This window comes from Thermoproteota archaeon (genome assembly GCA_030130125.1).
In the GTDB taxonomy this organism is placed as follows: domain Archaea; phylum Korarchaeota; class Korarchaeia; order Korarchaeales; family Korarchaeaceae; genus Korarchaeum.
The window spans coordinates 23,344-49,654 of record JARZZM010000029.1 but is presented as its reverse complement, the minus strand read 5'-3'; the positions used below and the strand labels follow the sequence as shown (position 1 = coordinate 49,654).

The following is a 26,311-nucleotide window of genomic DNA, read 5'->3' as shown; positions in this document are numbered from 1 at the left end:
CGCCTGTAAAATATGGCCTTTCAAGATATACAGGAATCCTGAGTATGGAAGGGGTGAGGAGGCCTACTACTCCCACAAACTGGGCGAATTCTACGTTTACGTCGATCAGAGGTGCCCAGGGATAAAGCTAGGCAGACCCACACCTCGCCTCGTGAAAGCCGTGGAGGAGGCCATAGAGGTCTGGATTGGCGTCAGGAGGGATCAGCTATACACTACGGCCTCCCTTCCATCTCTAATCAAAAAGTTTTAACAAGTTTGCGAAAAATATGATACGGAAGGTTTATTAGTTACTGCCGGTAAGTTCTCCTTGCCGGGAAAGGGGAGGAGTAGGCGGTCGGGGTTAGCCTTGACCGCTGAAGTTCCGGTCGCCTCGGGAGGGGCGATCGGAAGTAACCCGGCCGGAAGGTCGGGGATCCCCCCGAAAGCAATTTTCGGGTTTATTCTAGCTGTAGACTCCACAGTGCCTCGATGTTGTTGAGTCAGCGCCTCAAGTGTTTGCGCGTTAGTAGTCCAATTCGTCATTACGTACTCCTTTAAAACATATTTCATCACGTAATACCGATGAGCTCGGTAGTCACAGTTCGGGTTCCGAGAGAGCTGAAAGAGAAAATGAAGAAGCTGAAAGTCAACTGGAGCGAAGAAATAAGGAAGTACATAGAAGAAAGGGTCAGAGACTACGAATTACTGGAGATAATAGACAGAGTTAGGAAAGAGGCCCGAAAAAGGAAGATAAGGACGGATTCAGCTCGACTCATCAGAGAGGACAGGGAGAGCAGATGAAAGTCTTGGATTCATCTTTTCTCGTTAAGCTGTTGCTGGATGAGGAGGGATCCGATGAGGCCGAGAGATCCATCAAGGCTGGATATTAGGTGGTGAAAGGGTATGCACCCTCAATCTCGCACTGCCAGAGTCCGCCAATGCCATATGGAGGAGAAATCTTCGGGGAGAGCTCGATGAAGAGGAGTGCAGGAAGGCTGTTGAGGATCTGCTCAGCATCCTTGAGTAGAATGAAAGTATATCCAGCAGGCGAGCTGATCATGGAGGCTCTGAGCATAGCGATGAGGTATGAAATTACGGTGTACGATTCTCTTTATCTGGCTCTAGCCGTCATGAGGGGAGCGGATCTCGCTACATTCGATCAAAAACTGAGAGATGTGGCCTCAGAGGTTGGGGTGAAGACATTCCCCCTGGATAAAGTAGAGCATTCACCATATGGGAAGTGCATCCTCCCTGCCTTGTCCTTAGATTAGATCGGAACGGCTGAATACTGGGAAGTCACCCTACATTCCCGTATTATGCCTTGTAATCAGAGATCATGTCTCTAGATGTACTTAAATAGGTTGAGATAGGCCTCAGTGCTGAGCTCTATCACTCTACCTTCATCTACGTAGGTCACAAGAATCCCATTGAGCTTGGCCCTCCTCAGCAGCTCCATGGGTATGGGCGGATTTCTATAATACCTGTCCAGCAATTCCTTCCACTTCCTCAGCTCTATCTCGGACCTAGCGTGGGGCGGGGTGAGGAGGAAAGGGGGTATCTCCATCAGATAGGTGGGGGGCGCCGCTAAATAGAATCTATCCGCGTGCTGGCTATACCTAGCGATCTTGCTTGCTATCCTCGCCCTGCAGAAACTGTCGGGATCCAAGGCATGGTCTGGAGGCACGAAGCCTGTCTCCACCTCTACTATCACCTTCCCCCCGTTCGTGCCCATCACATCGCATCTGATGTCGTTCACTTTAACCTCCACATCCACCTGATACCCCTTCATGATCAGGTGAGCCGCTATCACAAGCTCCATGGCCGAATGATTTATCTTCACGGCCCCAGCTATGTAGAGGTCAGTCAGCCTGTCGATAAGAGGTCTCAGCCTGCCGGTCGGTAAACCTCCCCTCCTCTCTATCCTCTTGGCCAGCTCCTCCAGATCGGACCTGAACCTCCGGGTATCTGGCACTGGATTGTCGAGCCAATATTACTTATTACCATACATGATTGGCATAACCCTTACACCGTATCAGCCATTATCCACACAGTAAACTATTTGCTGATTCCATGAGTTCAATACATCACTGAGAGAAAAACTAGAGTCTGCCTGAGGGAATTCTGAAAAGGAGCATGAGCAGGTGAGTTGCGGCCCTTCCTCACGCCAACCAAGTTTAAACTCATAAAATAATCCCCAGATGCCGATACCGCGTGTAAGAGCACCTATTCTCTCCGACCAGGTGATCTCAATTACCCGATCAGACTAGGTAGGAAGGGTCCAACCTTCTCACTTCGGGAACATTATCGTAAGCGTTATCAGAGGCCACTATTTTACCATCATACAGCATGGCTGTGGCACAGTGCAGGGAATCGAAGTAGGTGAGGAAATACTTCTCTCTGAGTGAGGAGGCCTTCACGATCACCTCGGATGTTAGGGGGGCCTCTTCTAAGTTGGGGATCAGTTTGAAGGCCTCTATATCTCCTCTAATGTCTTTCTCACCGTATCCGCGGGATCTCAGCACCAGCTCGTACTCCAGAAGGGCTGAAGAGGCTAACTTCATTTCCTTCAACCTCCCCGAGGCGATAGCCTGAAACAGCCCGCTTGCCACCTCGTGCAGCTTGTCCGATTTGTTGACCAAGGCGATCAGCATATCCAGCTCAATTACCGGCATTCAGCTCCCTCTCAATGAGACTATCAGCAGTCTCCTCAACTCTGTCGTAGGTTAGATCTGGATCATCGTACTTCCCCTTTAAGTGCTTCAGCGGGTCCTTCACGATTCGCACTCTTATGATCCCTCTACCCTCCACCTCCCATATCATGAGATCTCCCTCCTCTATTCCAGCTTCCCTCCTCACCTTCGAGGGTACGTTGGTGAGCCCCTTTCTGCTGACCTTGCTTACTCCCATCAAGCCCACCTTCGTTCTAGGAAATTTTAATTTTTCTAAGAAACTATTCAGGTGATAAGACCGGAGATGCATTGGATTCTCGGGACCTCTGCTGCCCACTTTTAATGGATCACTGTACTAGGCCAGGATGGCCCGCACCAAGATAGTAGCGACAATAGGCCCGGCTTCCTCCACCATGGAAGTGGTAAAGGGGATGATAGCGGAGGGCATGTCCGTTGCTAGAATGAACTTCTCCCACGGCACCCTAACTGAGAAGGCCAACCACATAGACTTGGTTCGTAGAGCCGCTCACGACCTTGGACTGAAGATAGGACTTATGTCCGACCTTCAGGGACCGGAGGTCAGAACCCACATGGGGAGGAAGGAGCTGAAGGTAGAGGAGGAGGATGTGGTAACGGTCAGCGGGAAGGAGGGCTTGGGAGAGATCAAGATAAAGCCTTCCAGCGTCCTCAGAAACTTGGCAGAGGGGGACGAGTTATTCATCGATGAAGGTAGGATCAGGCTTGTGGTGGAGGAGGTCGGAGATGTCCTGAAGTGCCGGGTGGTCCATGGAGGAGTGATAAGGGACAAGAGGTCGGTACATGCCTCTAAGCCCTTCGACCTCAAGGGGCTTACTGAGGAGGACAGGCTAGCCATGAAGCTCTCTGTGGAGAAGAGAGTAGACTTCATAGCCCTCTCATTCGTTAAGGCGGTGGAGGACGTTATAGAGGCCAAAGAGTTCTTGAAATCGCTGACTGACGATCCTCCTTCTCTAATAGCGAAGATAGAGACAAGAGAGGCAGTTGAGAACGCAAAGGAAATTCTGGAGGAGTCCTATGGCATAATGGTGGCCAGAGGGGATCTAGGCGTTGAGCTTCCACTGGAGGAGGTACCCCAGATCCAGAAGAGGCTGATAAGACTGGCTAACGAGGCTGCCAAGCCCGTGATAACCGCCACCGAGATGCTGGAATCTATGACCTCGAGCCCCGTCCCGACGAGGGCAGAGGTAACCGATGTTTACAACGCCATAATGGACGGGAGTGACGCTGTCATGCTATCAGCGGAGACGGCTGTGGGTAAGTACCCTGTGCTGAGCGTCAGGTGGATGAGGGTCATAGCAGAGAGCGCTGAGCGTTCCCTAACCCCGAGGATGGACTTTCCCCTCACTTCGAAGGCTGCTTTCATAGGTAAGGCGGCTGTGGAGGCGTCCGAGATGCTGAAGAGCCCCGTCATACTGTGCTTCACCTACACAGGATTCACCGCTAGGCATGTAGTGAGGCACAGGCCCAAGGCCAAAATACTAGCTCTCCTGAGCAGGGAAAAGACAAGAGGTTTACTGACCTTGAGCTGGGGAGTCGAGAGCCTCCTCGTCTCCCAAGACTTGGACGAGGCCGTGAGGCAAGCGGTTAACCACTGCTTGGAGAGAGGGGCGTTGGACATTGAAGATACCGTAGTTGTGACGTTCGGACATCCCCACGGGAGGGCCAAGACGAACTCGCTCAGGATACTCAGCGTCGAGGAGGTGCTTCAAGCGGGGGAACCGAATCCTTCCTCCACCACTGGCCCACTATCGTAGGCAAGCTTCCCCCTCAGGTAAACCTTCTCCACGACCCACCCCACCTCCCTTACGGGAGTGGACCTCGCCTTAGTGTATATGTCATCCCCCCTTATCGTCCACGATTCCTTCCTCAGGACGACTAGGTCAGCAGCGCTGCCCGGTGATATCTTCCCTCTCTTCAGCCCAAGGTGAGCCGCTGGCCTAGAACTGTACATGTCGATCACCCCGGCCGGGAAAATTCCCTCTTCTATAACTGTCATGAGCAAGGGGGCCATCAGGTCGAGCCAAGGGATCCCAGGAGGCATCTCCTCATAGGGTCTGGACTTCTCCTCTGGGCCGTGAGGTGCGTGATCCGTGGCTAGGAAGTCCGCCATCCCGGCGTGGACCATGCGCCTGAGCTCCTCAACAACCGGCTTGGATCTGAGCGGGGGATTGACCTTGGCTAGGGGCCCTAAAGTGGGTGAGTCCTCGATGCTGTACAGGATGTGGTGCGGCGTTACCTCGGCGCTCGCGTCCACACCCCTCACCTTGGCCTCCTGCACCAGTCTCAGGGTTATAGGGAGGGTGGAGTGGGCTATCCTAACCTTGGTGCCGTGCTTCTCGGCCAGCCAGAGGGCCCTCCTCACCGCCACATCCTCCGCAAGCTCCGGGTGGGCCCTCCAGTGGTCCTCCACCCTACTCGGCTTTTCCGCCTCCTGAAGGATTAGGGGATCCTCCGCGTGGACCACCACTACCTTTCCCAGCTTCGAAGCCCTTGAAAACACCTCATTGAGGTCGTTCATCAGGTCGGAGGGGAAGAGCTTCACCCCGGCCACGTAGCTCTCATCTGGAAGGAAGGGATAGGCTGTGTAGAGCATGAAGTCCACGTAGCTCTCCCTATCAGCCTCCTCAAGCTTCCTCCTGAGGATTTCTAGGTTGTCCACCCTCGGAACGTTGTTCGGCATGTCTACCACGACGGTCACACCTCCGTGCAACGCGGCGAGGGACTCGGTCCTCCACTCTCCCTTGTGCCTCTGCCCTAGGCCCCTCATGTGGACATGGAGGTCCACGAAACCGGGGAGTACGACATCAACCTCATTACAGGGGACATCAGATGCTTTGGAGACCTTGAGAATGGTGGACCCGAACTCGACACAGATCCTCTCAAATCCCAAGGAGGGCAGATACGCGAGACCACATAGGCATGTCATTTCTATTACACCCTCTCATCCGAGCAGTTCATCTAGAGAGGGCTCCCAGAGGGATTTTCCTCCCATCGAAATCCCTCCAGTACTTCCCGAAGTCCTCGGAGGCCATCAATACAGCACCATCGAAGACAGGACCGTCTCTACACACCAGGAGGCCCTGTGGATCGAGGACGCACGCCCCGCATAGTCCAACGGCACACCTGATCAACCTCTCCAAAGAAGCCTCCACCCTAATTCCTCTCCTGACCGCCTCGGATACCACCTTCACCATCATCGCCTCCGGCCCAGCAGTGTAAACGAAATTCAACCCCTTATAGTCTATGTGTTCCGTGATGAATCCGCTGAGCCCGTATGACCCGTCATCCGTGCTCACCACAAGCCTGTCCGAGAGATCCCTCATGAGGTCTTCGAGCATCACCTCCTCCGCGCTCCTGAACCCCGCGTAGAACTCGATCCTCACCCCCCCTCTGCTCGTGAGTGCGTCAGCTAGATGTATGAGGGGAGCTATGCCGTAGCCCCCTCCCACGAGAGCGACCTTCCCCTCAACCTCGGTGGTGTAGCCCCTGCCGTAGGGCCCCCTTATCCAGAGCCTATCTCCAGCTTTAAGAGAGTGGATGGCCGAGCTCACCTTCCCTACCCTAGCCACCAGTAGCCAAGTCTCCCCGTTTCCCTCCCTAGCCACGCTGACCGGTATTTCCCCCACCTTGGGGACCCAGACCATCACATACTGACCGGGCAGCGCTCCGATCTCGCCTTTCAGCACAATCCTCCTCACCCTCGGGGTGAGGGGCTCGCTTTCAGCTACTGTGTGGGGTCTATGTCCCCGCAAGCTGCGCAATGACCTCTTCCTCCGTCAGGTACTCACCGCAATACTCGCAGACCAGCTTAAGGGGCTTCCTAGATATCACCCTGAACGATGGATGGACCGCTTCCCTAGGAGCATTTGTTACGCATTTGGGGTTTACACACCTCAATATTCCCTCTATCCTGTCAGGGAGCTCTACCTTCCTCTTCTCTACAACTTCGTAATCCCTCACTATGTTGATCGTGGCAGTAGGTGCAACCAGCGCTATCTTGTTCACCTCCTCACTGCTGAGTTCCCTCCCCTCTACCTTCACGATGTCCTTCTTCCCCAGCTTCTTGCTGTAGACATTCATCACCATGGATACCATGTAGCCCTCCTCCCCCGTGATCCCCAAGATGCGGAGGACCTTGAGAGCCCTTCCGGAGGGGATGTGGTCTATTACGGTACCGTTACTTATCCTCCTGACCACCAACTCCTCACTCATGGTACCACCTCCCTCAGCAGGGCCATCCTGATGGGGACCCCATAAGCGGCCTGCTTGAAGTAGAGAGCGTGAGGCGTGGAGTCCACATCCAAGGCAATCTCATCTACTCTCGGGAGGGGATGTAGGATTATCATGTCCTCTTTAGCATTCTTGAGCAGGGCAGCATCGATTCTGTAGCTCCCCTTGACCCTCTCATACTCGGCCGGGTCGGGGAACCTCTCCTTCTGTATCCTAGTCACATAGAGGACATCCAGTTCCGGTAGCACCTCCTCCAAGTTTGAGAACTCCCAAGGTATTTTCAACGTGTCTAGGAGCTCCTCTTTTGGGCGCAAGCTCTTAGGAGCTATCAGGTACACCTTCTTAGGTGAGTAGAGGTTCAGGGCTCTGAGGAAGCTGCTCGATGCCCTCCCGTATCTGAGATCACCCAAAACTCCGTACACCAGATTATCTATTCCTTTTTTCTCCCTCCAGACCGTGTAAAGATCTATCATGGCCTGCGTGGGATGCCTTTTCGACCCGTCCCCGGCGTTTATTACCGGGGCCTTGGCCAGCTCCGCAGCCAGCTTGGCAGCTCCCTCCAGACCGTGCCTCACGACTATCACGTCAGCGTACGCGTCGAGCATCCTTATAGTGTCGGAGAAGGTCTCCCCCTTAGCTATCGAGGTGCCCTGAATGGCATCGAATCCTATGTACCCACCCCCCAGCCTGAGGGTAGCGGTCTCGAAGCTGAGCCTCGTCCTAGTACTGGGTTCGAAGAAGGCTAGGGCCACCACCTTCCCCTTCAGCTCGTCCCCCTCGAACTTGGAGGAGGCTATTCTGAACAACCTCTCCAGATCATTACGGGTGAAATCCAGTATGGAAAGAACATCCTTCCCTCTAAAACTCAATATCCCACCTCTTCAAGGTAGATCTCCGCATATTTCCTCTCCTCAGGGGAGAGATCCGGGAGAACGGACCTGACTATATCGGGGAGGGTAGCAATGCTCCTCAACTCTACGTCCAACTCTTCCAAGGACTCTCTCGCACCCTGAAGCCTGTCCACCACGACCCAGGCCTCCCTGACTGCAGCTCCTGCCTCCCTGACCGCCTCAACGGCCCTCCTAAGTGACCCACCGGTGGTCGCCACATCGTCTATCACCACGTACTCCCGTTCGCTCACCACCCCTTCCATCCAGCTCATTGTCCCGTGTTCCTTTCTCTCCTTCCTGATGTAGATTAGGGGCTTGGAGGTTAGCAGGGCCACCGCTGTGGCTAGAGGTAGGCCCCCGACCGCAACCCCGCATATCCCACCATCGCCTATCCTCCCAGCCAGCTCCTCTGAGATCGCTTTGAACTCCTTCGGGAATGAAGGAAGAGGCCTCAGATCCACGTAGATGGTGCTCCTCCGGCCCGAGGTTAGCAGAAAGTCTCCGAACTTGAGCATGCCCTTACTCACGAGGATTAGTCCTAACTCAGCGCTTTCCATGAAGGATCACCCTCTGAGCCTCCACCACACTCCTCGCGGCCTTAACAGGATCCTCGTTCCTCAGAATGGACCTGCCCACTATCTCGAAGTTCGCACCGGCCTCCAAGGCAGATCCTGGCTTGGCACCTTGGAATCCCACACCTGGGGAGAAGATCCGGACGTCGGGAAGCCTTCTCCTCGCCTCCCTGATCATCTCCGGTCTAGTAGCTCCGACGACGATACCCATGACGTTGAGTAGCTTCGCTTCCTCCAGCAGCTTAATGAAGTTCTCCCTGATGAGTTTAGCTTGGGGGTGACTCATGCCCGCCACTCCGATCAGTTCCAGTCCAGTCTCGTACCTCCTGTGCCCTGTGAACAGGTGTATTATAGCGGCATCCATGCCCATCTCCCTGAACCTGTCTAGGATGTGCTCGACCACATCAGGTATATCTGCCAGCTTGAAATCTGCGATCCAGTAGTAATGTTCGTGTCTACTCGCTAGCTCCGCTATTCCCTCCCATCCTATGGTCAGTGCTAGGGGAAAACCCACCTTCACGCCCACTACGTAGTCCCTCAGCCCATTAAGGAGTTCATCCAAGTCTCCAGATGGGAAGTCTAACGCGAGAATCAACCGGGAGTCCAGAAAAGAGGATCTCTCGAAGAGCTTGTTCCCTATTGGAACCCTTCCTTAGGTCCTTCTTCTAACTATATAAGTTGATGGGGGTTATGCCATCTCCGTCACATGGAGAGGAGGTCCTCCAACGCTGGTGTGGGGACGGTCATCTCCCTCTCTGGCCCGACCCCAATCATGACGGCTTTCGCGTTCACCTCTTTCTCCACAAATTCCACGTAGGCCTTCACCTCCTCAGGGAAGGAGTCCCAGCCCTCTCTGACGAGCTTGCCCCAATTCTCCACCCTCCAACCGTCGAGCTCCTCGTACACTGGCTTCGCCCTTTCAAGGGCTCCCACGTAAGGGGGAGCCACCCGGTACTCCTCACCATCTATCTCATAAGCCACGGCCACTTTCACCTTGTAGAGGCCCGAGAGGACATCCACTTTCCTTATGGCTAGGTAGCCTATTCCGTTGATCAGGGCCGAGTACCTCAGCATGGGCAAATCTAGCCAGCCTACCCTGCGTGGCCTTCCTGTGGTGGTGCCGTATTCTCCTCCCTTGTCCCTGATGTACTTAGCTAGGTCTCCAGCCAGCTCCGTGGGAAAGGGACCCTTTCCCACCCTAGTGGTGTAAGCCTTGCTGACCCCAACCACAGCATCTATGGCGAGAGGACTGACCCCCACCCCCGTGCACGCCCCACCGGCGATCGCGTTGGAGGAGGTCACGAAGGGATAGGTGCCGTGATCCACATCCAGCATTGTGCCCTGCGCTCCCTCGAAGAGGACGAACTTTCCCTCGGCTATGGCCGCGTTGACCTCCAAGTGGTCATCACCAACAAACGGCTCCAATACTTCCCTCCAGCCTTCGGCCCTTTCGATCAGCCGCTCGTAATATTCGTCCAGATCGCCCATGAGCACCCCAGCTCTCCTCAACTCCTCCTCTTTGATCTCGAGGACCTCCCTCAGCCTTTTGGGGAAGTTGGAGCTGAACAGATCACTGACCTTCAGTCCGGAGACCCTGGCCATCTTGTCTTGATAGGCCGGACCTATCCCCCTCTTGGTCGTGCCAAGCTTACCTCCAGCCAGCGCGGCGTCAAGTTCCTTGTGATAGGGAAGGAGAAGTGTGGCCTTCAAGGATATTAGCACATCGACCCCCTTCCCCCTAGATCTGAGGTCCTCGAGCTCCCGTATGAATACCTCCGGATCGAAGGCCACTCCGGCGCCGAGGACCCCTCTCTTACTCCTTACGACGCTGGAGGGCATCAGGTGAAGTTTGTACTTCTGCCCCTCCGCCACGACCGTGTGTCCCGCGTTGCTACCCCCGTTGTACCTGACGACGAGATCGGCCCACTCTGCTAAGTAATCCACCACAGCACCCTTGCTTTCGTCACCGAACTGCATGCCCACGACAATCACAGCAGGCATCTGCTATTACCTATCCGCGGGACCTGGATTAGATATAACTGTAGGGTCGGTTGAACCCCTCCACTACCTTGAGCCTCGAGGAGAATCCTACGGATTACCCTCATAATTTTTCCCTCAAGCCCACGAAGGGAGGCTATTTGAAATCGAGCACAAAGAGGGGAAGTACTGTGGGAAGGGAAACTCACTCCAAGAGCTCGCTGATCTCCAAGACCTCAAAACCCTCCAAGTTCATCCCTTTGGAGGCATCGTTGAGCATAGCGTAGCAGAACGGGCATGCCACCACCACAGCCTTCGCCCCAGCTTCTAGGGCTTCTTTTACCCTCTCCTTAGCCATGGTCCCCTCCCCGGTCTGGTACCAGTAGTTAGCGCCTCCCGCACCACAGCAGAAGGTGTTCGCGCCGTGTCTGTCCATCTCTCTGAATCCATTTACTCTCCTCAATATTTCCCTCGGCTCCTCCACCACCCCATTGAATCTGGAGAGGTTGCACGGATCGTGGAACGTCAGTTCCCTGTTGTGACCTACCTTCAACTGTCCCTCTCTCACCAGCTTAGCCAGCAGCTCCACATGCGAGACCACTTCCACATCCCAGTCCTCGACTACCTTGGGATACTCGTGCCTGAACACGGTGAGGCCGTGCGGGCAGAGAACTAGGAGCCTCTTCACTCCTAGCTCTTTGAAGAGCTCGGCATTGGCGAGGGCGAACTCTTGGAACATGCCCTCCTCTCCTAACCTCCTAGCAGGCTCGCCGCAGCAGGTCTCCATCTCCCCGAAGATCGCAATCCTGATGCCCACCTTCCTCAGCAGGTCTACGAGCCTAGAAACGATTCTCTTACCCACGGGATCGAAGGAGTACTGGCAGCCCACCCACAGGTAATAGTCGGGATCGTCGTCGCTCTCAATCCAGCTCAGCCTCCCCCTCTGCGGGACGGAGAGGGAGTTGTGGTATCTCCTCAGCCCGTTCAGCAGCTCACCCATCTTCTTGTCTATCCTGCCCTCCGCCACGAGAGAGCGCCTCCTCTCCATAAGGAAGATGAACGGGCTTATATAATTCGGGCAGGCCGTCGAACAGGCTCCACAGGAGACGCATGACCAGACAGCGTCCTCAGCCAGCTCGTAAGTGCCTCCCAGCAGTGAGACCTTCAATCCCTGAACCACGTCCTTTGGTGAGAGGGGCCTGCCCGTCAGGTTGGCGGGGCAGGAGTCGGTGCACCTCCCACATTTCACACAGGCGGCGAGCATGTACTTCTCGTACCACGGAAGTTCAGAGGCTTCATAGAAACCCAGCTTGATCTCCTCGACATCCTCCAGCTCCCGCAGCCTGAACGGTTCCTTCGGAAATCTGACGACCTCCTCCTCCAAGGAGGAGGTGAGGAGGGCGGTGAGGGAGTGGAGCAGGTTACTGTAGGGCAGATAGGCTACCATCGAGAAAGCTAGGAGGGCGTGACTCCACCACAGGCCCGTGTAGGAGGGGGGGATGAGGGGACCAACCGTTCCGGAGAGCAGGGAGCCCACGAGCGAATAATGGCTGGCAGCGTTAGGTTGAGCGTAGATCCTAGTTGATTCTAGGAAGAAACCCGTCACCCCTATATAGAGGAGCCCCAACAGGAGGACCTTACCCTCTCTATCCCTGGTGGGAAAGAATGAAAGGGCTCCAATTAGGAAGAGGATGCCGAAACTGTCCATTATCAGCTCGAAGGCTGAGTAGGTCCCGTCGAAGAGTATTCTGACACCGAGGTGCTCGAGGATATCCGTCTCGAGGAACACCGTGAGTGTGCCTAGAAACAGGACAAGGGTGCCCGCGAAGAGGAGCGCGTGAAAAAAACCTCTACCCCTCTCCAGAACTCTCTTCTGAGATAAGATCCTTATCAGACCCCTCCGCAGCTTTCTAAGGTCAAGCTCCTTCAACGCCCTGACCAGCTCGAATTTCCTCGAGATCCTCCAGAGGCCGTACAGGAAGATTAGCGCAAATGGTACGAGGATCGAATACATGACTACGGGGGTCCAGCTTGGGAGGAGGGGGAAGCTCTCTCTCACAACCAATGGTAACACCGTTTCACCAAATCAGGATAACTTTTTCATTTTTTCCTTCGTGAGAACAGGGTGAAGCTCCTTGGAGGCCGATGTGCTCGTTGTGGGAGCCGGTATCTTGGGACTGGCTACCGCTTATCACGTTTTGAGTAGGGATCCCGAGGTTAACGTACTCATCGTCGATAGGATGGGAGATGTGGGTCAGGGAGCTACAGCAAAGAGCGCTGCCGGCTTCAGGGCTGGACTCTTTACCTCCTCAACCAACAGGCTCCTATCCGACACATCCGTCGACTTCTACCTCTATGTCCAGAGGGAGGAGGATTACGACTTGGGGATGGAGCTAGTGGGCTACCTCATATTGAGGAGCAAGGAGCAGTTCGAGGAGATAGCCGACGTAGCCCACGCGCTGGAGAAGAAGGGGACCCTGAAGATCTACCGGAGGGCTGAACTGAAGAAGGTACTCGAGATGAACTACGAGTTCGACGGGGATGAGGAGGCCGAGATCCTAGGGGTGAAGAACGTAGACTACGGGCTGTTCGGTGTCAAATGCGGCTACATAGACGCTGACAAGCTTGCCTACTACTACAGAGACAAAATCAGAGAGATGGGAGGGAACTTCCAATTCAACACTAAGGTGGAGAGGATAATAGTAGAGCCCGAGATCAAGCTCGGCATCCCTAGGGAGCCTAGAGCCTGGCAGAAGGTGAGGTTCGCCGGCGTGGAGACGAACAAGGGGATAATGACCGCGAAGAAGCTCGTGATAGCTGCAGGCGGATGGACCCACCTCCTGCTCGATCCCCTAGGCATAGACTGCATTTCCAAGCCGAAGAAGAGGCAGATATTCACCTTCAGGCCCAGGACTGAAGCCCAGAAGGCTCTTCTGAACACGAAGGGGTTCAACGAGGAGGGCATACTCCCATTCACCTTCCTCCCGACCGGTCACTACATAAGGGCTGATAGGAGGGATGGAACCTTCTGGTTCGGTTTTTCGGACGAGATAAGGCCCTTCGCCCCAGACGAGGAGCCCGAGGAGAACTACTACTACGATAACATCTACCCGATAATGGTGAAGTACTTCCCGCAGTTAGAGGGAGCCAGGGTGGACAATATGTGGGCCGGCCTGTATATGCTGAACTCCGTCGATCACAATCCTGTGGTTTTCAGGAGATCAAACATGGTCGTGGCTACTGGAGCTAGTGGAAGCGGGATCCTCAAGGGAGATGCGATCGGCAGGATCGCTGCGGCTCTCCTATACGGGGAGACTTACGCCGATCTGTACGGCGGGGAGAAGATACCCACCAACAAGCTAGAAGTGGTTGGAAGATCCTTGGAAACGGAGAGCTTCGTCTTCTGATAATCCCTCACCCCTCTTTCATTAGAGAGCTCGCCAAAACTTCTATTGGTCGATCGTCCGTTCAACTATCTAAGCGTCCAAACTTTTAAGCTGAGCCGTCGGGCCCCCACGGAGGTGACTCCCTTGGTGGATATACTCGAAAGCCCCCCTGAGTTCAAGAAGCTCAGGCTGCCCGAGGAGGGCGAGAAGGTAACGGTTAAGAACGGCAAGCTGGTCGTCCCCGATGAGCCAATTATCGTGTATATAGAGGGCGATGGCATAGGTCCCCAGATCGTGAGTCAAGCCCGAGCCGTGATGGATGCGGCTATAGAGAAGGCTTACGGGGGTAAGAGGAGGATAGTCTGGTGGGAGGCTTACGCCGGAGAGAAGGCCATGGAGCTCTATGGCGAATTACTGCCCGAAGATACGGTGCTAGCGATAAGGTACACTGTCCTAGCCCTCAAGGGTCCCCTGACGACCCCCGTGGGCACCGGTTTCAGGAGCCTGAATGTAGCCCTGAGGAAAAAACTGGACCTATACGCCAACATAAGGCCGGTCCAGTACTTCGGCCAGCCCGCCCCTCACTGCCATGCGGATAAGGTGGACTTTGTGATATTCAGGGAGAACACCGAGGACCTTTATGCCGGTATAGAGTGGACTTACGACAGTCCAGAGGCCGAGAAGCTCAGGAACTTCTTGAAGGAAGAGCTGGGCGTGGAGATAAGGCGCGATGCCGGTATAGGGATAAAGCCCATCTCCATATTCGGAACCAAGAGGCTCATGAGGAAGGCGATGAGGTACGCGATAGAGAACGGGAGGGGCCCCGTCACCATCATGCATAAGGGCAATATAATGAAATACACGGAGGGCGCTTTCAGGAACTGGGCCTACGAAGTCGCTACAGAGGAGTTTAGAGAGTACGTGGTGACTGAGCAGGAGCTCTGGGAGCAGTATAATGGAGAGATGCCCGAGGGCAAGATACTGGTGAACGATAGGATAGCAGATAACATGCTCCAACAAATAATAACCAGACCTTGGGACTACGATATAATAGTAGCACCAAATGTCAACGGCGATTACATTAGTGACGAGGCCAATGCCCTAGTCGGCGGGATAGGAATGGCCGCCGGAATGAATGCCGGTGATTACATGGCCCTAGCCGAGCCGGTACATGGAACCGCTCCCAAATATGCTGGTAAGGATGTCGCGAATCCTACTGCCGAGATACTGAGCGGCTGCCTGCTTCTGGAGTACATGGGATGGAAGGAGGCCAGCGCTCTCATAAAGAATGCTATAAAGAAGGCTATAGCGGAGAAGAAGGTCACTCAGGACTTGGCTAGGCACATGCCCGGGGTCCAGCCGCTGAAGGCCAGCGAGTACACAAAGGTGCTAATAGATAACATAAGGGGCTCCTGAACAACTTCCCCCTTATCTTTTCGTATTGAAACGCTTTTTAAGGCATGCAAGTAGTTATAACCGATGAGGAAGCCTCTAACTATCATTCTACTGATCTCTTCCCTCTTCATAACGCTCATCCCAGTTAACGCTTGCATCCCCACGGGTGGGGTCATAGGCTCACTGTATGAGGGTAAACTGAAGCTAGACCTCATCTATCGGGCCTTCAAGGACATGGGTTTGAAGGCCGTTATATCTGAGGAGAGGATCCAAGGCCTCACGCTGAGCAGGGTAGAGGTGATGCTCGGGGATCTGGTCGGAAGGGGCAGGAAGGTACTGCATGGATACATCTACCAAGGTCACAAGAAATCACTGGTTCTAACTGAGACGGATGAGGGCCTCTCAGACTCCCCCCTCAAGTTAATGAAGCTGCTGCTCGTCTCGGCCGGTCTCGCCGAGTTAAACAAGTTCTCCAATCCCATTAAGAGTAGCGGTAACAGGATACCGCCTGCTGCCCTCGTGAAGTGGTTGAGGGAGGAGAAAGGGGTCGATGTGAAGCAGGAGACGCTCAGGTGCATAAGCGGAACCGTGGAGATCTGGGTGGAGGAGAGAGCTGTAGCAATCTTATCTAATGAGATAGACAGGAATCTCTCCTTCGGTGTGATCTCTAGGGCCCTAGGGGAGGTGGGTTTAGGTGCCGTCTGGCTCGATGCCACGGATCCTAAACAGGTAGCTAAGGTCCTGAACTATCCCGCGGTTATAGTCTTAGGAGGCCCTCTCAGCCCTGGATCCGGCTATGTAAGTGAGATTTATATGCCTAAGGACGATGCTATGAAACTCCTCCTCAGAATGAGGGAGGGTAGGAGGGGTGGCGTGATATCCGAGGATGAGCTCCCTATGGATAGGCCCCTGCTGGTGATAGCTGGAGTCGATAGGAACGACACGCGTGAAACCGCCCTGGCCTTCGCCTCCTCTGAGCTACCCTCTCGAATGAAGGAAGCCGTGCTCTCCCTTAAATATGAGAGGGAGAGAGGCTTATTCGAGCTTAGAGCTAGCAGTTCAGCCTCATGCGGATCTACGACTGGGAGGGATGTCACGGTAGCTGTTGGATACAACGACCTCCTCATCCTAATGAGGGAGGGCGCGCCCGACCCCTGCTATAGGCATGTGATCCAGTGGTATGAGCTTGACTTGGAAGATAAGGTACTCAGGATCGTGATAGACTTGGAGAGAAGCTCTAAAGTCTGCATACAGTGCTTAGCCGTCGTGGAAACGAGGATAAGTGCTGGACCTCTACCCGAGGGCGAGTGGACCGTCATAGTAGATGGATCATCGAGGAGGGTCGTGCTGGGATCATGAAGGGGTGCAAGGTTTGCGGTAGCGAGAGGATTAGCCAGTCCCTCTCCGTTTGCCTCGAATGCCTCAGGAAGAGACCAGGTTCTATAGAGATCGTGAGAGAGAGGAGAGAGAGGTGGAGAACCTCAACGGGCCTTCCACCCTATCCTCCGAGGGGAGGAAAGCTCAGATGCCCACTCTGTGTTAACGGCTGTGAGCTAGACGAGGGGGATAGGGGCTACTGCGGTACCGTGATCAACAGGAACGGGCTCAGGCCGCTGACAGGTAGCTGGAACTTGGCGATAGGCCTCTACTACTTGGATCCACTCCCCACCAACTGCGTCGCCACACCAGTATGTCCAGCGGCTACCTGCCGTGGATACCCGGAGTTCACCGATGTGTGCGGTCCGGAAATAGGAAGATACAATCTGGCAATCTTCTACGGGTCATGCAACCTAGATTGCTTCTTCTGTCAGAACGCAGAGCATAAGAGGATGGCGTCCATGGGAAGATCCCTCATGTCCCTGAGCTCCCTACTCAGGGAAGCCCTGAGGAATGATGTGACGTGCATATGCGCCTTCGGAGGGGATCCCAGCCCATGGACGCCACAACTCTTCTCACTCTACAGGAAGGTCAGGGATGCAGCGCCTAGCATCAAGAGGATGTGCTGGGAGACAAACGGGCTTCAAGATCCCGAGATATTCCTGAAGATGGCCGAGGCCTCCTTGGAGAGCGGGGGGATAGTAAAGGTGGACCTGAAGGCTTGGACTTCCGAGGTTTACGAGGCTCTCACTGGAGTGAGGGGAAGGGACAGGGTAGTAAGGAACTTGAGGGAAGCCTCAAAACTAGCTAAGATGAGGAACGATCCGCCTCTCATTGTGGTAAGCACTCTGATGGTTCCTTACTATATAGATCTGAGAGAGATAGAGAGTATAGCGGACTTTCTCTCGTCCCTCGATGCAGACATCCCCTATGTGCTCTTAGCCTTTCATCCAGAGCATCTAGCCAGAGATCTCCCACTCACCACCAGGGAGTTCGCTGAGGAGGCGGTCAAAGTGGCTGAGGAGTCCGGGCTGGAGGTCTACATCGGTAATGAGTGGCTCCTCTCCTGACCGCAATAAGAATATATTGGAATATCCCCACCCACTACCGATAACAATGAACAAGCTCCTCGTATCGGTACTGATAATCCTAGCGGCTCTATTCATCTTAGGACTCTATCTCTTATCAGAAATGACTGGAGGCACGTCATTCAAAGAGAGATATGCCTCCATAGACAAGCTAACGTTCTCTGTAGGTGAGGGGTCCATCCTGAAGCAGGAGCTGAGGATCCTCATGAGCTACGGCAATAGGAGTGTCGAGATCCAGAGAGTTAACAGGACGGTGAGGGTGGATGGGTTCTCGTGGCCCACCTACCACCTCTGCCCTGTCAACGAGACCGCCCAAGTTCCCTGTTATGATGCTCCATTCAGCCTGATAGCCATGCCCAAGGAGCTGCTGGGTGTCGACTCTATAGAACTCCCATTCAATGTAGGTAGGGGAAGAAATAGGATATCCCTCAAGTACGAGGGAATAACGAACATAGACATGCCTTGGGGACAACATCCGGTCGTGAACTACACGAATCAGACAGCTGGTTATCCCCAACCAAACATAAACACCACCACTAAATTCTACTTCGACACTACAGAGGGCTACATGGTGAGGATAGAAGTAGTCATAACGGATGGGAACACCACATCTACAGCGATATTCCAACTCATGGACGTACCGAAGCTCAACGGACCGCTCGAGGTTAATAAGCCGGAGAAGTGGAACTGGGGGAGCCCCGGTGGGTGAAATTTCCGGTATGTCCGTGGAAAACTGGCTCCAGTGAGATCACCGCTAACAATCCCACGAGGCTTGGCGTCAGGGAAGAACCCCTAACTATTTATTTATTGGGGTCGAGTCCAGTGCGAGGAAGTGAGCGTGATACCCGAGGCCATAGACCTGCTCTGTATCCCCGTACTGATGAATGAAGTTCCCCTCAGACCTCTAAGAGATGACGAGGCACGCAGGATAGCGGAAGTAGCCCTCAAGACCCTACCCACCCTTAGGGACATGAAGGTGATCGTCGTGACCTCACTCTACTACGTCAGTGATCTCTTCAGCAGACCCCTGCTCGATGAGATCCCGGTCAACTCGGTGGCCTTGGCCGGCCTACTTGAGAGGAGGGGTAAGGGAAGTAGGGTATACGCGTTCAACCCTTTCACCTCTAACGGGCTAATCCCCACACCAAACGGGCTGGACGACGGCAGCGGGAGACTCACATGGGCAGTTATTCCAGTAGTGGCCTTCGGCGACGGTTATGTGGACTTAGATGAGTACTTTCTCGAGCAAGGAAATGTAGAAGGGGGCATAGAGGAGTTAGAGCGGGTACTAGCTGAGATCTACTCACTCTCATACATTAGGGTATTCCCCCCGGTGATGACCGAGGACCTACTAGAGGAGATAACTTTACTTGAGGAGGATACCTATCAAGACTTGGGAAGGGTCTCCTCGGCCGGCTAGGCGAGTGGGTCTGAGCTAAGGAGATCCCTCTCAGCCCTTATCTTTTCCTCCTCATAGGATGTAAGATCATCCACATCGTCCCTGAGGAGCTTCCTCCTAGATAATAGCTCTCGTCTAACTAGGTCTGGATTAGGAGCTCCCCTCCCCCTACTGTTCAGGATCTCATCCACTCTAGGAGTGTCAATCCCCAACCTCTCGCATGCTTGAAGTAAGTCCCATTCCGACTCTCGGAGGGCGGACGCGAGAATAGAATGGGCCTCCCTGTAGGTGATTCCCCTCTCCCTGACCAGCCTCTCAGCCACATCTTGGGCGAGGGTAGACGGGATAATCACCTCCCTAAATCGGATCCTCCTCATCAGATCGGCCATCACCCTCACCGACTCGGAGGCCTCCTCCACCGGCTTGAGTATATGCGGATTGGCCTCCTGCAGGTCGAGGTCATAACCGCTGGGGATCCCCTTCACCACGGTGAGCAGGGAGACGAGGGAACCAATTATAGTCCCGGCCTTAGCTCTGATGAGCTCCAAAGTAACCGGATTCCGCTTCTGGGGCATTATGCTGCTGGTGGATGCATGCTCCTCAGGTATCTCCACCAGCGAGAACTGGGGGGTAGACCATACTATTAGGTCCTCGGCGACCCTGCTCAGAGTGGCCATTAGGCTGGCCACTATACCGACAGACAAGGTGGCAAAGGTCCTGCTTCCTGTGGCCGATATGGTGTTGCTTTCCACCCCAGAGAAGCCAAGGAGTTCCGCTAGCCTGCCCCTATCTAGGGGTACTGAGCTCCCAGCCGAGGGCCCCGAGCCCAAGGGACAGAGATCCACAATTTCCCTCAGTACATTCCATATGGCCCTGTAATGATGGAATATCTCGTTCTCTAGGTAAAGGAGATAGTGAGAAGCTAAAGTCGGCTGTGCTGGCTGCATATGGGTGAAAGCTGGGATCTTGACGAGGAGGTGCTTCTCAGCCGAGTCGAGGAGAGATCTCCTAAGCCTGTTCATCTCCCACAGAAGCCCTATGAGCCTCCACCTCAGGGCCAACCTCAGAGCCGTCGCCACCTGATCATTCCTGCTCTTCCCGTAAGCCAACCAACCCGCAATCTTTCCCTCCCTCTCGAGGAGCCAAGCCTCGAGGGCCTCGTGGACATCCTCGTACCTCTCGGATAGTATCTCTTCCTCCCTATCTAAGGCTTCCCTGAGCCGCTGTAGGAGGGAGGATGCCTCTTTCGGCAAGACTCCCCTCTCAATCAGGTGGAATACATGGGCGTATGCCGTGAGTACTACAGCCCTGAAGATGGCCCTATCGGATTTCAGCGATGAGATGAACCTAGTGAGCCAGTCCGGCTGGTCACCTAGCCCCGGCCTTCGATACACCCCTCCTCGCCGCCCTAGCCATCAGGGTGTGTAGCCCCCAAGCCTGTATGAATCCCCTAGCCTCCTCGTCGGTGGGGTACCAGCCCTCATCGTATCCGGCAACCTCCAAGCTGTAGGAGGCATACTCCGATCTCCTCCCTACCACAATTGCGCTTCCCTTATATAACTTCAACCTGACCTCGCCGGTGACGAACTCGTTCATCCTCTTGATCATCTCTTGGAGACTCTCCCTCAGGGGATCGCCCCACAGCCCCTCGTAAACCAAGTTGGTCCATTCCCTATCAGCCACCTCCTTAAACTGCAGCTCCCTTCTCGTCAGTATCAGCTTCTCCAAGTCCTTATGGGCCTTCAGGATTACTACGGCAGCGGGAGCCTCATATACCTCCCTGCTCTTGAACCCTATGATCCTGCTCTCCATGTGATCTATCCTCCCTATACCATGCTTCCCAGCCAAGGAGTTAAGCTCGGCTATGAGCTCGCTCAGACCAAGCTCCTCCCCATTGAGGGAAATGGGAAGTCCCTCCTCGAATCCCAGTGTCAAATACTCGGGGTACTCGGGGGCCTTCTCCGGCGAGACCGTCCACTCGAAAGCGTCTTCGGGCGGCTCGTTCCAAGGATCCTCGACCGGACCGCCTTCTATGCTCCTGCCCCAGAGGTTCTGATCTATCGAGTACTTGCTGTGGCTTTCCGGTATCCTCAATCCCCTAGACTTGGCGTATTCAATCTCCTGCTGCCTCGTCCAGCGCCATATCCTAGTGGGTGCCACGACCTTGAGATCAGGATTTAGGGCTCTTACTGTTATGTCGAACCTCACCTGATCGTTGCCCTTGGAGGTGCAACCGTGCGCGACCGCATCCGCACCTTCCTTCTTGGCTATCTCGACCAGCTTGGTAGATATCAGTGGCCTGGAGAGGGCGCTGGAGAGGGGATACTCTCCCTCGTACTTGGCATTGGCCCTTATGGCCGGGGCCACATAATCTTTGACGAACTCATTCACCAAGTTCAAGCCATAGTGCTTGATGGCGCCGGCCTCGTATGCCCTCATCTCAACGTCCTTCAAATCGGTTCCCTGCCCGATCTCAGCTGTGAACGTGACTACTTCGACCCCCTGCTCGGTGAACCACTTTATGGCGACCGTCGTATCTAAACCGCCTGAGTAGGCCAAAACCACCTTGGAGATGCTCTCATTCAAAGGAGGAATCTCCGGTAACGCACACTACTCACCTTAGGGGTCGAATCTCAGCCTGATTATAAAGTTACCTGTGGGAAGCTATGAGAACATTCGACACGGAGGATCAGATATCTCATGTTTTGGTGCCGACAGGGCCGGATAGGAGCCACTTCCATAGAGGAATCAGTTCAATTCTCCTACCGCCCCACTCCTCTACACCCTCCTCTTCTCCCGTTATCACCTTCAGATTCTTACAACCGAGAGCCGTTGAAGCAGTAGAGAGAGCTGTGAATTCCCTCCTTCTAACATCGTGGTCAAGTGAGGCTGAGACCTGTATCAACTCTCTGATCTCTCCACCCTCTTTCACAACGAAGTCCACCTCCTTTCCCCGGGATTCCCAGTAATACACCTCCATGAGAGGTCTCCAGTAATACTTCCTCCTCAAGAGTTCCACCGCCACCAAGTTCTCCATCCTGAACCCGTCATCCTTCACGCCATATATGGTAGGGAATCCATTGTCCATGAGGTAGAGCTTAGGAATGGTCCTCATGGATTCTATATCGCTGGCCTCCAGCTTCCTGATGGGTAGAACGAATCCTACATCTTCTAGATAGGAGAAATACTCGTAAACCTTGTTGACGCTTATTCTGGCACCCATGGACAGAAGCATCGTATGAAGCCTTCTCACAGAGGATTTTCTGGCGAAGTTCCTGACTGTTGCCCTTATTAGCGCCCTCAAAGCACCCAACTTTTCTATCCCGTATCTCTCGACTAGATCCCGGTAGATCACGAGATCTAAGTATTCTTGGAGGGTTCTCACCTTCAGGATCTCGTCGTACATCACCAGCTCCGGAAAGCCCCCATACACCAAGTACTCCCTCAAGTAACTTCTTACAGCACCTCTATCGTCCTCTGTGAGTACTTGAGGGATGGAGAACCCCTTAAACAGGAGAAACTCCCTGAAGGAGAGGGGAAAGAGCTTCTGCGTCAGGCTCCTCCCCCTGAGGGTTGAAGCCAGTTCGTAGCTGAGCAATCTGGATGAGGAGCCCGTAACAAATATGTGGACGGACCTTCTCTCTAGGAGTCTCCTTACGAACCTCTCCCAACCCGGAACTACTTGGACTTCGTCTAGGAAGAGGTACATCTCACGACTGTGGGGATTTCTCGAGGCATATACCTCCACTAAGTACGAGAGGTCCTTGCTAGTAATCCCCTCAAGTCTATTATCCTCTAAATTTACATAGAGCAATTCTTCAAAGTTTTTTCCAGAATTCAAGTACTCCCCCATCGTCTGGTAGAGCAAGAACGTCTTTCCCGCTCTTCTTAAACCTGTTACGACTACTGCTCTTCCTCTGGGCCTAGGTAGGGAGACCTCCCTCCTCTTCAAGTCGGGAATTCCCAGTCTTAGGAACTCCTCTACCACCTCCTCTAGGGACGCCCTTATGCCCATATGTATCAGTAGTATATGACAAATTCCATAAATATATATTACTAGACTGAGAAACTTAGGTAACGCGCATGGTATCAGGCTAGCTCGCACCGAGCGTGAGTGATGGTATGAGCCCTCCTTCATATGATGACATAGCTCGACGAATGGCAGTCGCTCATGGCGATTTATCGTTAATCAATATCGGATAACGAATATAAGTTAACAGAAGCCAATTCATCTGATGCCCCCATGCGCACCAAGCTCATAACCGCAACAGCTGTTGTGCTGGTCCTAGTAATCACCTCTCTCCTCATGCTGGAGAGTGGGCCCGTCAGGGTCAGGATAACCACTACTACCAGCCTCTACGCCACAGGACTCCTCGACTATCTTGGAGATCAATTCAGGAAGGATCACCCCAACGTCGAACTTGACTTCATAGCAGTAGGAAGCGGTGAGGCCTTGAGGAGGGCGAAGCAGGGTGATGCGTGTATGGTCCTCGTGCATGCTCCCAGCTTAGAGAAGAGGTACATGGAGGAGGGGGCCATGGCTGAGGGACATATCTTCGCATATAATTACTTCATCATAGCCGGCCCTCCATCGGATCCAGCCAAAGTGAGGGAGGCTAAGTCGCCGATAGATGCCTTCAAGAGGATATATGAGGCCGGAGAGAGAGGAGAAACAAGCTTCGCCAGCAGAGGAGATAACTCCGGCACCCATGTCAAAGAGCTGAGCGTATGGAGAGCTGCTGGATTGGATCCCAAAGGAAGACCTTGGTACATGGAAACTGGGAGCGGGATGGGCGCGACCCTACTGGTGGCGAACGAGAAGGGAGCATATGTGCTCTCAGACATAGGCACATTCCTCAAATACAGCAAGGACGGTAAAGTTCCCGACTTGTTCATCCTGTTCGAGGGTGGCGACGAGCTCCTCAACATATACAGCGTTTACCTCGTGCCCTCCTGTGCTGGGGAAGAGGCCAAGTATGCTAGGGCCTTCACTGATTTCGTGGTGAGGGATGCCCAAGATCTGATTGCTCGCTACGGTATCTCCAAGTACGGGCAGCCCCTCTTCTATCCCGCAAAGGATAAGTTGGATTGGCTCAGGGAGAGGTGGCAGGCGCTGGCTGAAGGGTGATCCGGTGAGGGAGGTCTTGGAGATCGTAGTCAGGAGCTTGGTGGTGTCGGGAACGGCGACACTACTGGCCTCCACTTGGAGTATCGTCCTAGCTTACCTGCTTGTGCGATCTCCCAAGGCCTCCCGACCAATCATTCCCCTTCTAGAGGGCATGGTGGGCGTGCCCACCGTTCTGATAGGGCTCCTCCTCTATCTACTCCTCAGCAGGCAGGGCCCTCTCGGTGTACTGAGGCTACTCTACTCCCCCCAAGCCATAGTGATTGGGCAGGCCATCCTGATAACCCCTCTAATAACGTCAGTCGCCTACAGGGTCCTCACCCACTCTTGGGACATGTACGGGGAGCTGGCCCTCTCCTTGGGCGCTGCTGAGGGTCAGGCGGCCAAGATAGTGATATCAGAGTCCCTCTCAGGGGTAGCTGCTGCCGTGGTGATGGGCTTCTCTAGGGCTCTGGGGGAACTGGGCGTCGCCTTGATGGTGGGAGGTAACATAAGGGGTTACACGAGGGTCATGACCACCGCCATAGCGCTCGAGGTGTCCAAGGGGGAGTTTGAGCTGGCCGTGTCGCTGGGCATCATCCTGCTGCTCATACTGACCATGATCTCCCTCACCCTCAGGTTCTTGGGGAGGCTCAGAGAATGAACGGGATAGAGTTGAGGGAAGTCTGGTTCAGGTACCCAAGATCTAAGGAGTGGGCTCTGAGGGGGGTGAGCTTGGAGATCAGGCGGGGTGAAGTGCTCGCCTTGGTGGGTCCCAATGGTTCCGGGAAGACCACCATCCTGAAGTTAGCTGGGGGTCTCTACAGGCCCTCGAGGGGAGAGGTCACGTTCTGGGGATCGAATATATGGGAGGTGAATGGATCCAAGAGGCTTGAGCTAAGGAGGACGGTGGTTTATGTTCACGAGAAGCCTATCCTCCTGAGGGGAACGGCCTTGGATAATGTGACCTTTGCCCCTCTGCTGAGGGGCGTGCCTAGGGAGGAGGCGATCAAGATTGCGGAAGAGCTGCTCAGTGATACGAGCTCGGCCTACCTATCTCGGAAGGATAGGAGAGAGATGTCTGCAGGGGAAGCGCAGGTGGTGTCGATCCTCAGAGCAGTGGCTGCTGGCCCAAAAATACTTCTACTGGATGAACCTACGGCTCATCTTGACAGGGAGAAGAGGGTTATCCTGACGAACCTCATAGGAAAGTTGAGATCGGAGGGTATGGGGATAGTCATTGCCACTCATGACCACTTGCTAGCCCTGAGGACGGCGGACAGAGTTGTGATCGTTGAAAATGGAGTGGTAGGGTCCATAGGTAGACCTTCAGAGATCCTAGACTGCTGTTAGGGTATATCAAGCAAGAATGGATCATACGATTTTTGAGAAGCCATAGGACCCTCATTCTATCGGCAAGATCCTTCGACTTGGGTTTGAGTGCTTCAGCGAAACATACATAAATAAATAGTAAGTAATTACACAATAAAAAGTTGGTGGGTATGGGGACCTTAACCGTCGTGATACCCGATGATCTGCTCCGGAGGTTAAGGAAGCATCTTAAGGAGAGAGGGGCCGGAAGAGGAGCGCTGTCAAAGTTCGTCTCATCGGCTATAGAGAGGGCTCTACTAGAATCTGAGTTTAAACGAGTATTCATAGCTGAAGTGGGGGGAAAAGAAGTAGCTAGGGCACTTTCCCTCGAAGAACTCGCTGAGATTCTAAAATCCAAGGGTATTGATCCCAGTACCGTTACGGTGAGGGCCCTACCTCCCCCTAAGCCCTTAGCTCGGGCAGGTGCTAGGGTACTTGAGCGTGGTTGATCAAATCCCCTACATTAGAGTCAAATTCTACAATCCTCTCAGCGGGAAGGTATATCCTGAGTTGGGGGAGGAGTGGGGTGTTCTAGATACGGGATATGAGGGCTTCGCTCTGGTACCAAGCGAGGTTCTCCACAAGCTAGGTATAAGACCTTCTACCGAGAGGCACTTGGTCCTGCCGGATGGCAGAGTTATCAAATCTATGGGAGGTTATTCCACGCTTATCTCAGGTGATTACAAGGTTGACGGACTGCTAGAAAGTTATGAGGGGTTAAACGAGATCATAATAGGTGGAGAAGCTTTAGAAAGAGCCAGAGTGGAGATAGATTACTGCATTAAGTCCGTAACAGTGATTAAGTGCTGATTCTCCGCTTCACTTCAAAATACTT

The 26,311-nt window shown here is 54.0% G+C and carries 29 protein-coding genes; 15 read left to right on the top strand and 14 right to left on the bottom strand.

The features are described 5' to 3' along the window. The 3 genes from QI197_05655 to QI197_05645 form a co-directional block, all read left to right on the top strand. On the top strand, positions 1-250 hold a 250-nt coding region (locus tag QI197_05655), incomplete at its 5' end, for a hypothetical protein (GenBank protein ID MDK2372846.1). Between the two features lie 311 nt (positions 251-561). Continuing rightward, positions 562-780 carry a hypothetical protein gene (locus QI197_05650; protein ID MDK2372845.1) on the top strand — a complete coding sequence of 73 codons (219 nt, stop codon included), beginning with the start codon at positions 562-564 and terminating at the stop codon, positions 778-780. Positions 781-953: 173 nt separating this feature from the next. Next, positions 954-1,250 carry a type II toxin-antitoxin system VapC family toxin gene (locus QI197_05645; protein MDK2372844.1) on the top strand — a complete coding sequence of 99 codons (297 nt, stop codon included), beginning with the start codon at positions 954-956 and terminating at the stop codon, positions 1,248-1,250. A 71-nt stretch (positions 1,251-1,321) separates the two neighbouring features. Here QI197_05645 and QI197_05640 read toward each other — a convergent pair whose 3' ends face one another. From QI197_05640 to QI197_05630, 3 genes are all read right to left on the bottom strand, one after another. Further along, positions 1,322-1,951, bottom strand: a complete 630-nt coding sequence (locus QI197_05640) for a hypothetical protein (GenBank protein MDK2372843.1) — start codon at positions 1,949-1,951, stop codon at positions 1,322-1,324. Between the two features lie 286 nt (positions 1,952-2,237). Then, entirely contained in the window at positions 2,238-2,651 is a 414-nt protein-coding gene (locus QI197_05635) for a PIN domain-containing protein (GenBank protein ID MDK2372842.1), read from the bottom strand. Then, positions 2,638-2,886: an AbrB/MazE/SpoVT family DNA-binding domain-containing protein gene (locus QI197_05630; GenBank protein ID MDK2372841.1), complete on the bottom strand. Its 249-nt coding sequence runs from the start codon at positions 2,884-2,886 to the stop codon at positions 2,638-2,640. Before QI197_05630 ends, QI197_05635 begins: the two co-directional genes overlap by 14 nt. A 127-nt stretch (positions 2,887-3,013) precedes the next feature. Here QI197_05630 and pyk point away from each other — a divergent pair, with 127 nt between their 5' ends. Beyond that, positions 3,014-4,441 (top strand): pyruvate kinase, encoded by a 1,428-nt coding sequence (pyk, locus tag QI197_05625; GenBank protein MDK2372840.1) that lies wholly within the window; start codon positions 3,014-3,016, stop codon positions 4,439-4,441. Here pyk and QI197_05620 read toward each other — a convergent pair. The 8 genes from QI197_05620 to QI197_05585 form a co-directional block, all read right to left on the bottom strand. Next, on the bottom strand, positions 4,393-5,613 hold the full coding sequence (locus QI197_05620) for a dihydroorotase family protein (protein ID MDK2372839.1): 1,221 nt from the start codon (positions 5,611-5,613) through the stop codon (positions 4,393-4,395). The genes pyk and QI197_05620 overlap by 49 nt on opposite strands. A gap of 28 nt (positions 5,614-5,641) precedes the next feature. After that, positions 5,642-6,448, bottom strand: coding sequence for a dihydroorotate dehydrogenase electron transfer subunit (locus QI197_05615; protein ID MDK2372838.1), 807 nt, complete (start codon positions 6,446-6,448; stop codon positions 5,642-5,644). Further along, on the bottom strand, positions 6,426-6,899 hold the full coding sequence (gene pyrI, locus QI197_05610) for an aspartate carbamoyltransferase regulatory subunit (protein ID MDK2372837.1): 474 nt from the start codon (positions 6,897-6,899) through the stop codon (positions 6,426-6,428). Before pyrI ends, QI197_05615 begins: the two co-directional genes overlap by 23 nt. Next, entirely contained in the window at positions 6,896-7,786 is an 891-nt protein-coding gene (gene pyrB / locus QI197_05605) for an aspartate carbamoyltransferase (GenBank protein MDK2372836.1), read from the bottom strand. The genes pyrI and pyrB overlap by 4 nt, the downstream gene beginning before the upstream one ends. After that, entirely contained in the window at positions 7,783-8,364 is a 582-nt protein-coding gene (gene pyrE, locus QI197_05600; protein ID MDK2372835.1) for an orotate phosphoribosyltransferase, read from the bottom strand. The genes pyrB and pyrE overlap by 4 nt, the downstream gene beginning before the upstream one ends. Beyond that, positions 8,351-8,974, bottom strand: coding sequence for an orotidine 5'-phosphate decarboxylase (locus QI197_05595; protein ID MDK2372834.1), 624 nt, complete (start codon positions 8,972-8,974; stop codon positions 8,351-8,353). Before QI197_05595 ends, pyrE begins: the two co-directional genes overlap by 14 nt. Before the next feature lie 107 nt (positions 8,975-9,081). Continuing rightward, positions 9,082-10,380 (bottom strand): adenylosuccinate synthase, encoded by a 1,299-nt coding sequence (locus QI197_05590; protein MDK2372833.1) that lies wholly within the window; start codon positions 10,378-10,380, stop codon positions 9,082-9,084. A gap of 181 nt (positions 10,381-10,561) precedes the next feature. Continuing rightward, positions 10,562-12,415 carry a heterodisulfide reductase-related iron-sulfur binding cluster gene (locus tag QI197_05585; GenBank protein ID MDK2372832.1) on the bottom strand — a complete coding sequence of 618 codons (1,854 nt, stop codon included), beginning with the start codon at positions 12,413-12,415 and terminating at the stop codon, positions 10,562-10,564. Between the two features lie 76 nt (positions 12,416-12,491). Here QI197_05585 and QI197_05580 point away from each other — a divergent pair, with 76 nt between their 5' ends. From QI197_05580 to QI197_05555, 6 genes are all read left to right on the top strand, one after another. Beyond that, positions 12,492-13,763 carry an FAD-binding oxidoreductase gene (locus tag QI197_05580; protein MDK2372831.1) on the top strand — a complete coding sequence of 424 codons (1,272 nt, stop codon included), beginning with the start codon at positions 12,492-12,494 and terminating at the stop codon, positions 13,761-13,763. A gap of 123 nt (positions 13,764-13,886) precedes the next feature. Beyond that, on the top strand, positions 13,887-15,158 hold the full coding sequence (locus QI197_05575; protein MDK2372830.1) for an NADP-dependent isocitrate dehydrogenase: 1,272 nt from the start codon (positions 13,887-13,889) through the stop codon (positions 15,156-15,158). A 63-nt stretch (positions 15,159-15,221) separates the two neighbouring features. Then, positions 15,222-16,496 carry a hypothetical protein gene (locus tag QI197_05570; protein ID MDK2372829.1) on the top strand — a complete coding sequence of 425 codons (1,275 nt, stop codon included), beginning with the start codon at positions 15,222-15,224 and terminating at the stop codon, positions 16,494-16,496. Next, the gene (locus tag QI197_05565) at positions 16,493-17,584 is read left to right on the top strand and encodes a radical SAM protein (GenBank protein MDK2372828.1); all 1,092 of its coding nucleotides are present in this window, start codon (positions 16,493-16,495) and stop codon (positions 17,582-17,584) included. The genes QI197_05570 and QI197_05565 overlap by 4 nt, the downstream gene beginning before the upstream one ends. 46 nt (positions 17,585-17,630) lie before the next feature. Continuing rightward, positions 17,631-18,311: a hypothetical protein gene (locus QI197_05560; protein ID MDK2372827.1), complete on the top strand. Its 681-nt coding sequence runs from the start codon at positions 17,631-17,633 to the stop codon at positions 18,309-18,311. A gap of 129 nt (positions 18,312-18,440) precedes the next feature. After that, positions 18,441-19,022: a hypothetical protein gene (locus QI197_05555; GenBank protein ID MDK2372826.1), complete on the top strand. Its 582-nt coding sequence runs from the start codon at positions 18,441-18,443 to the stop codon at positions 19,020-19,022. Here QI197_05555 and argH read toward each other — a convergent pair. The 3 genes from argH to QI197_05540 form a co-directional block, all read right to left on the bottom strand. Then, a complete protein-coding gene (argH, locus tag QI197_05550; protein ID MDK2372825.1) occupies positions 19,019-20,395 on the bottom strand; it encodes an argininosuccinate lyase in 1,377 nt (458 codons plus the stop codon). The genes QI197_05555 and argH overlap by 4 nt on opposite strands. Next, positions 20,370-21,587 (bottom strand): argininosuccinate synthase, encoded by a 1,218-nt coding sequence (locus tag QI197_05545; protein MDK2372824.1) that lies wholly within the window; start codon positions 21,585-21,587, stop codon positions 20,370-20,372. The genes argH and QI197_05545 overlap by 26 nt, the downstream gene beginning before the upstream one ends. Positions 21,588-21,699: 112 nt before the next feature. Further along, entirely contained in the window at positions 21,700-23,016 is a 1,317-nt protein-coding gene (locus QI197_05540) for an ATP-binding protein (protein ID MDK2372823.1), read from the bottom strand. 228 nt (positions 23,017-23,244) lie between these two features. On the opposite strand from QI197_05540, the gene QI197_05535 reads away from it, so the two are divergent. The 5 genes from QI197_05535 (at position 23,245) to QI197_05515 (ending at position 26,286) form a co-directional block, all read left to right on the top strand. After that, on the top strand, positions 23,245-24,129 hold the full coding sequence (locus QI197_05535) for a substrate-binding domain-containing protein (protein MDK2372822.1): 885 nt from the start codon (positions 23,245-23,247) through the stop codon (positions 24,127-24,129). Between the two features lie 4 nt (positions 24,130-24,133). Further along, positions 24,134-24,769, top strand: a complete 636-nt coding sequence (locus QI197_05530) for an ABC transporter permease (protein MDK2372821.1) — start codon at positions 24,134-24,136, stop codon at positions 24,767-24,769. Next, positions 24,766-25,458 carry an ABC transporter ATP-binding protein gene (locus QI197_05525; GenBank protein ID MDK2372820.1) on the top strand — a complete coding sequence of 231 codons (693 nt, stop codon included), beginning with the start codon at positions 24,766-24,768 and terminating at the stop codon, positions 25,456-25,458. The genes QI197_05530 and QI197_05525 overlap by 4 nt, the downstream gene beginning before the upstream one ends. Positions 25,459-25,607: 149 nt before the next feature. Further along, positions 25,608-25,925, top strand: a complete 318-nt coding sequence (locus QI197_05520; GenBank protein MDK2372819.1) for a hypothetical protein — start codon at positions 25,608-25,610, stop codon at positions 25,923-25,925. Then, positions 25,912-26,286, top strand: a complete 375-nt coding sequence (locus QI197_05515) for a hypothetical protein (protein MDK2372818.1) — start codon at positions 25,912-25,914, stop codon at positions 26,284-26,286. The genes QI197_05520 and QI197_05515 overlap by 14 nt, the downstream gene beginning before the upstream one ends. Positions 26,287-26,311 lie beyond the last annotated feature (25 nt).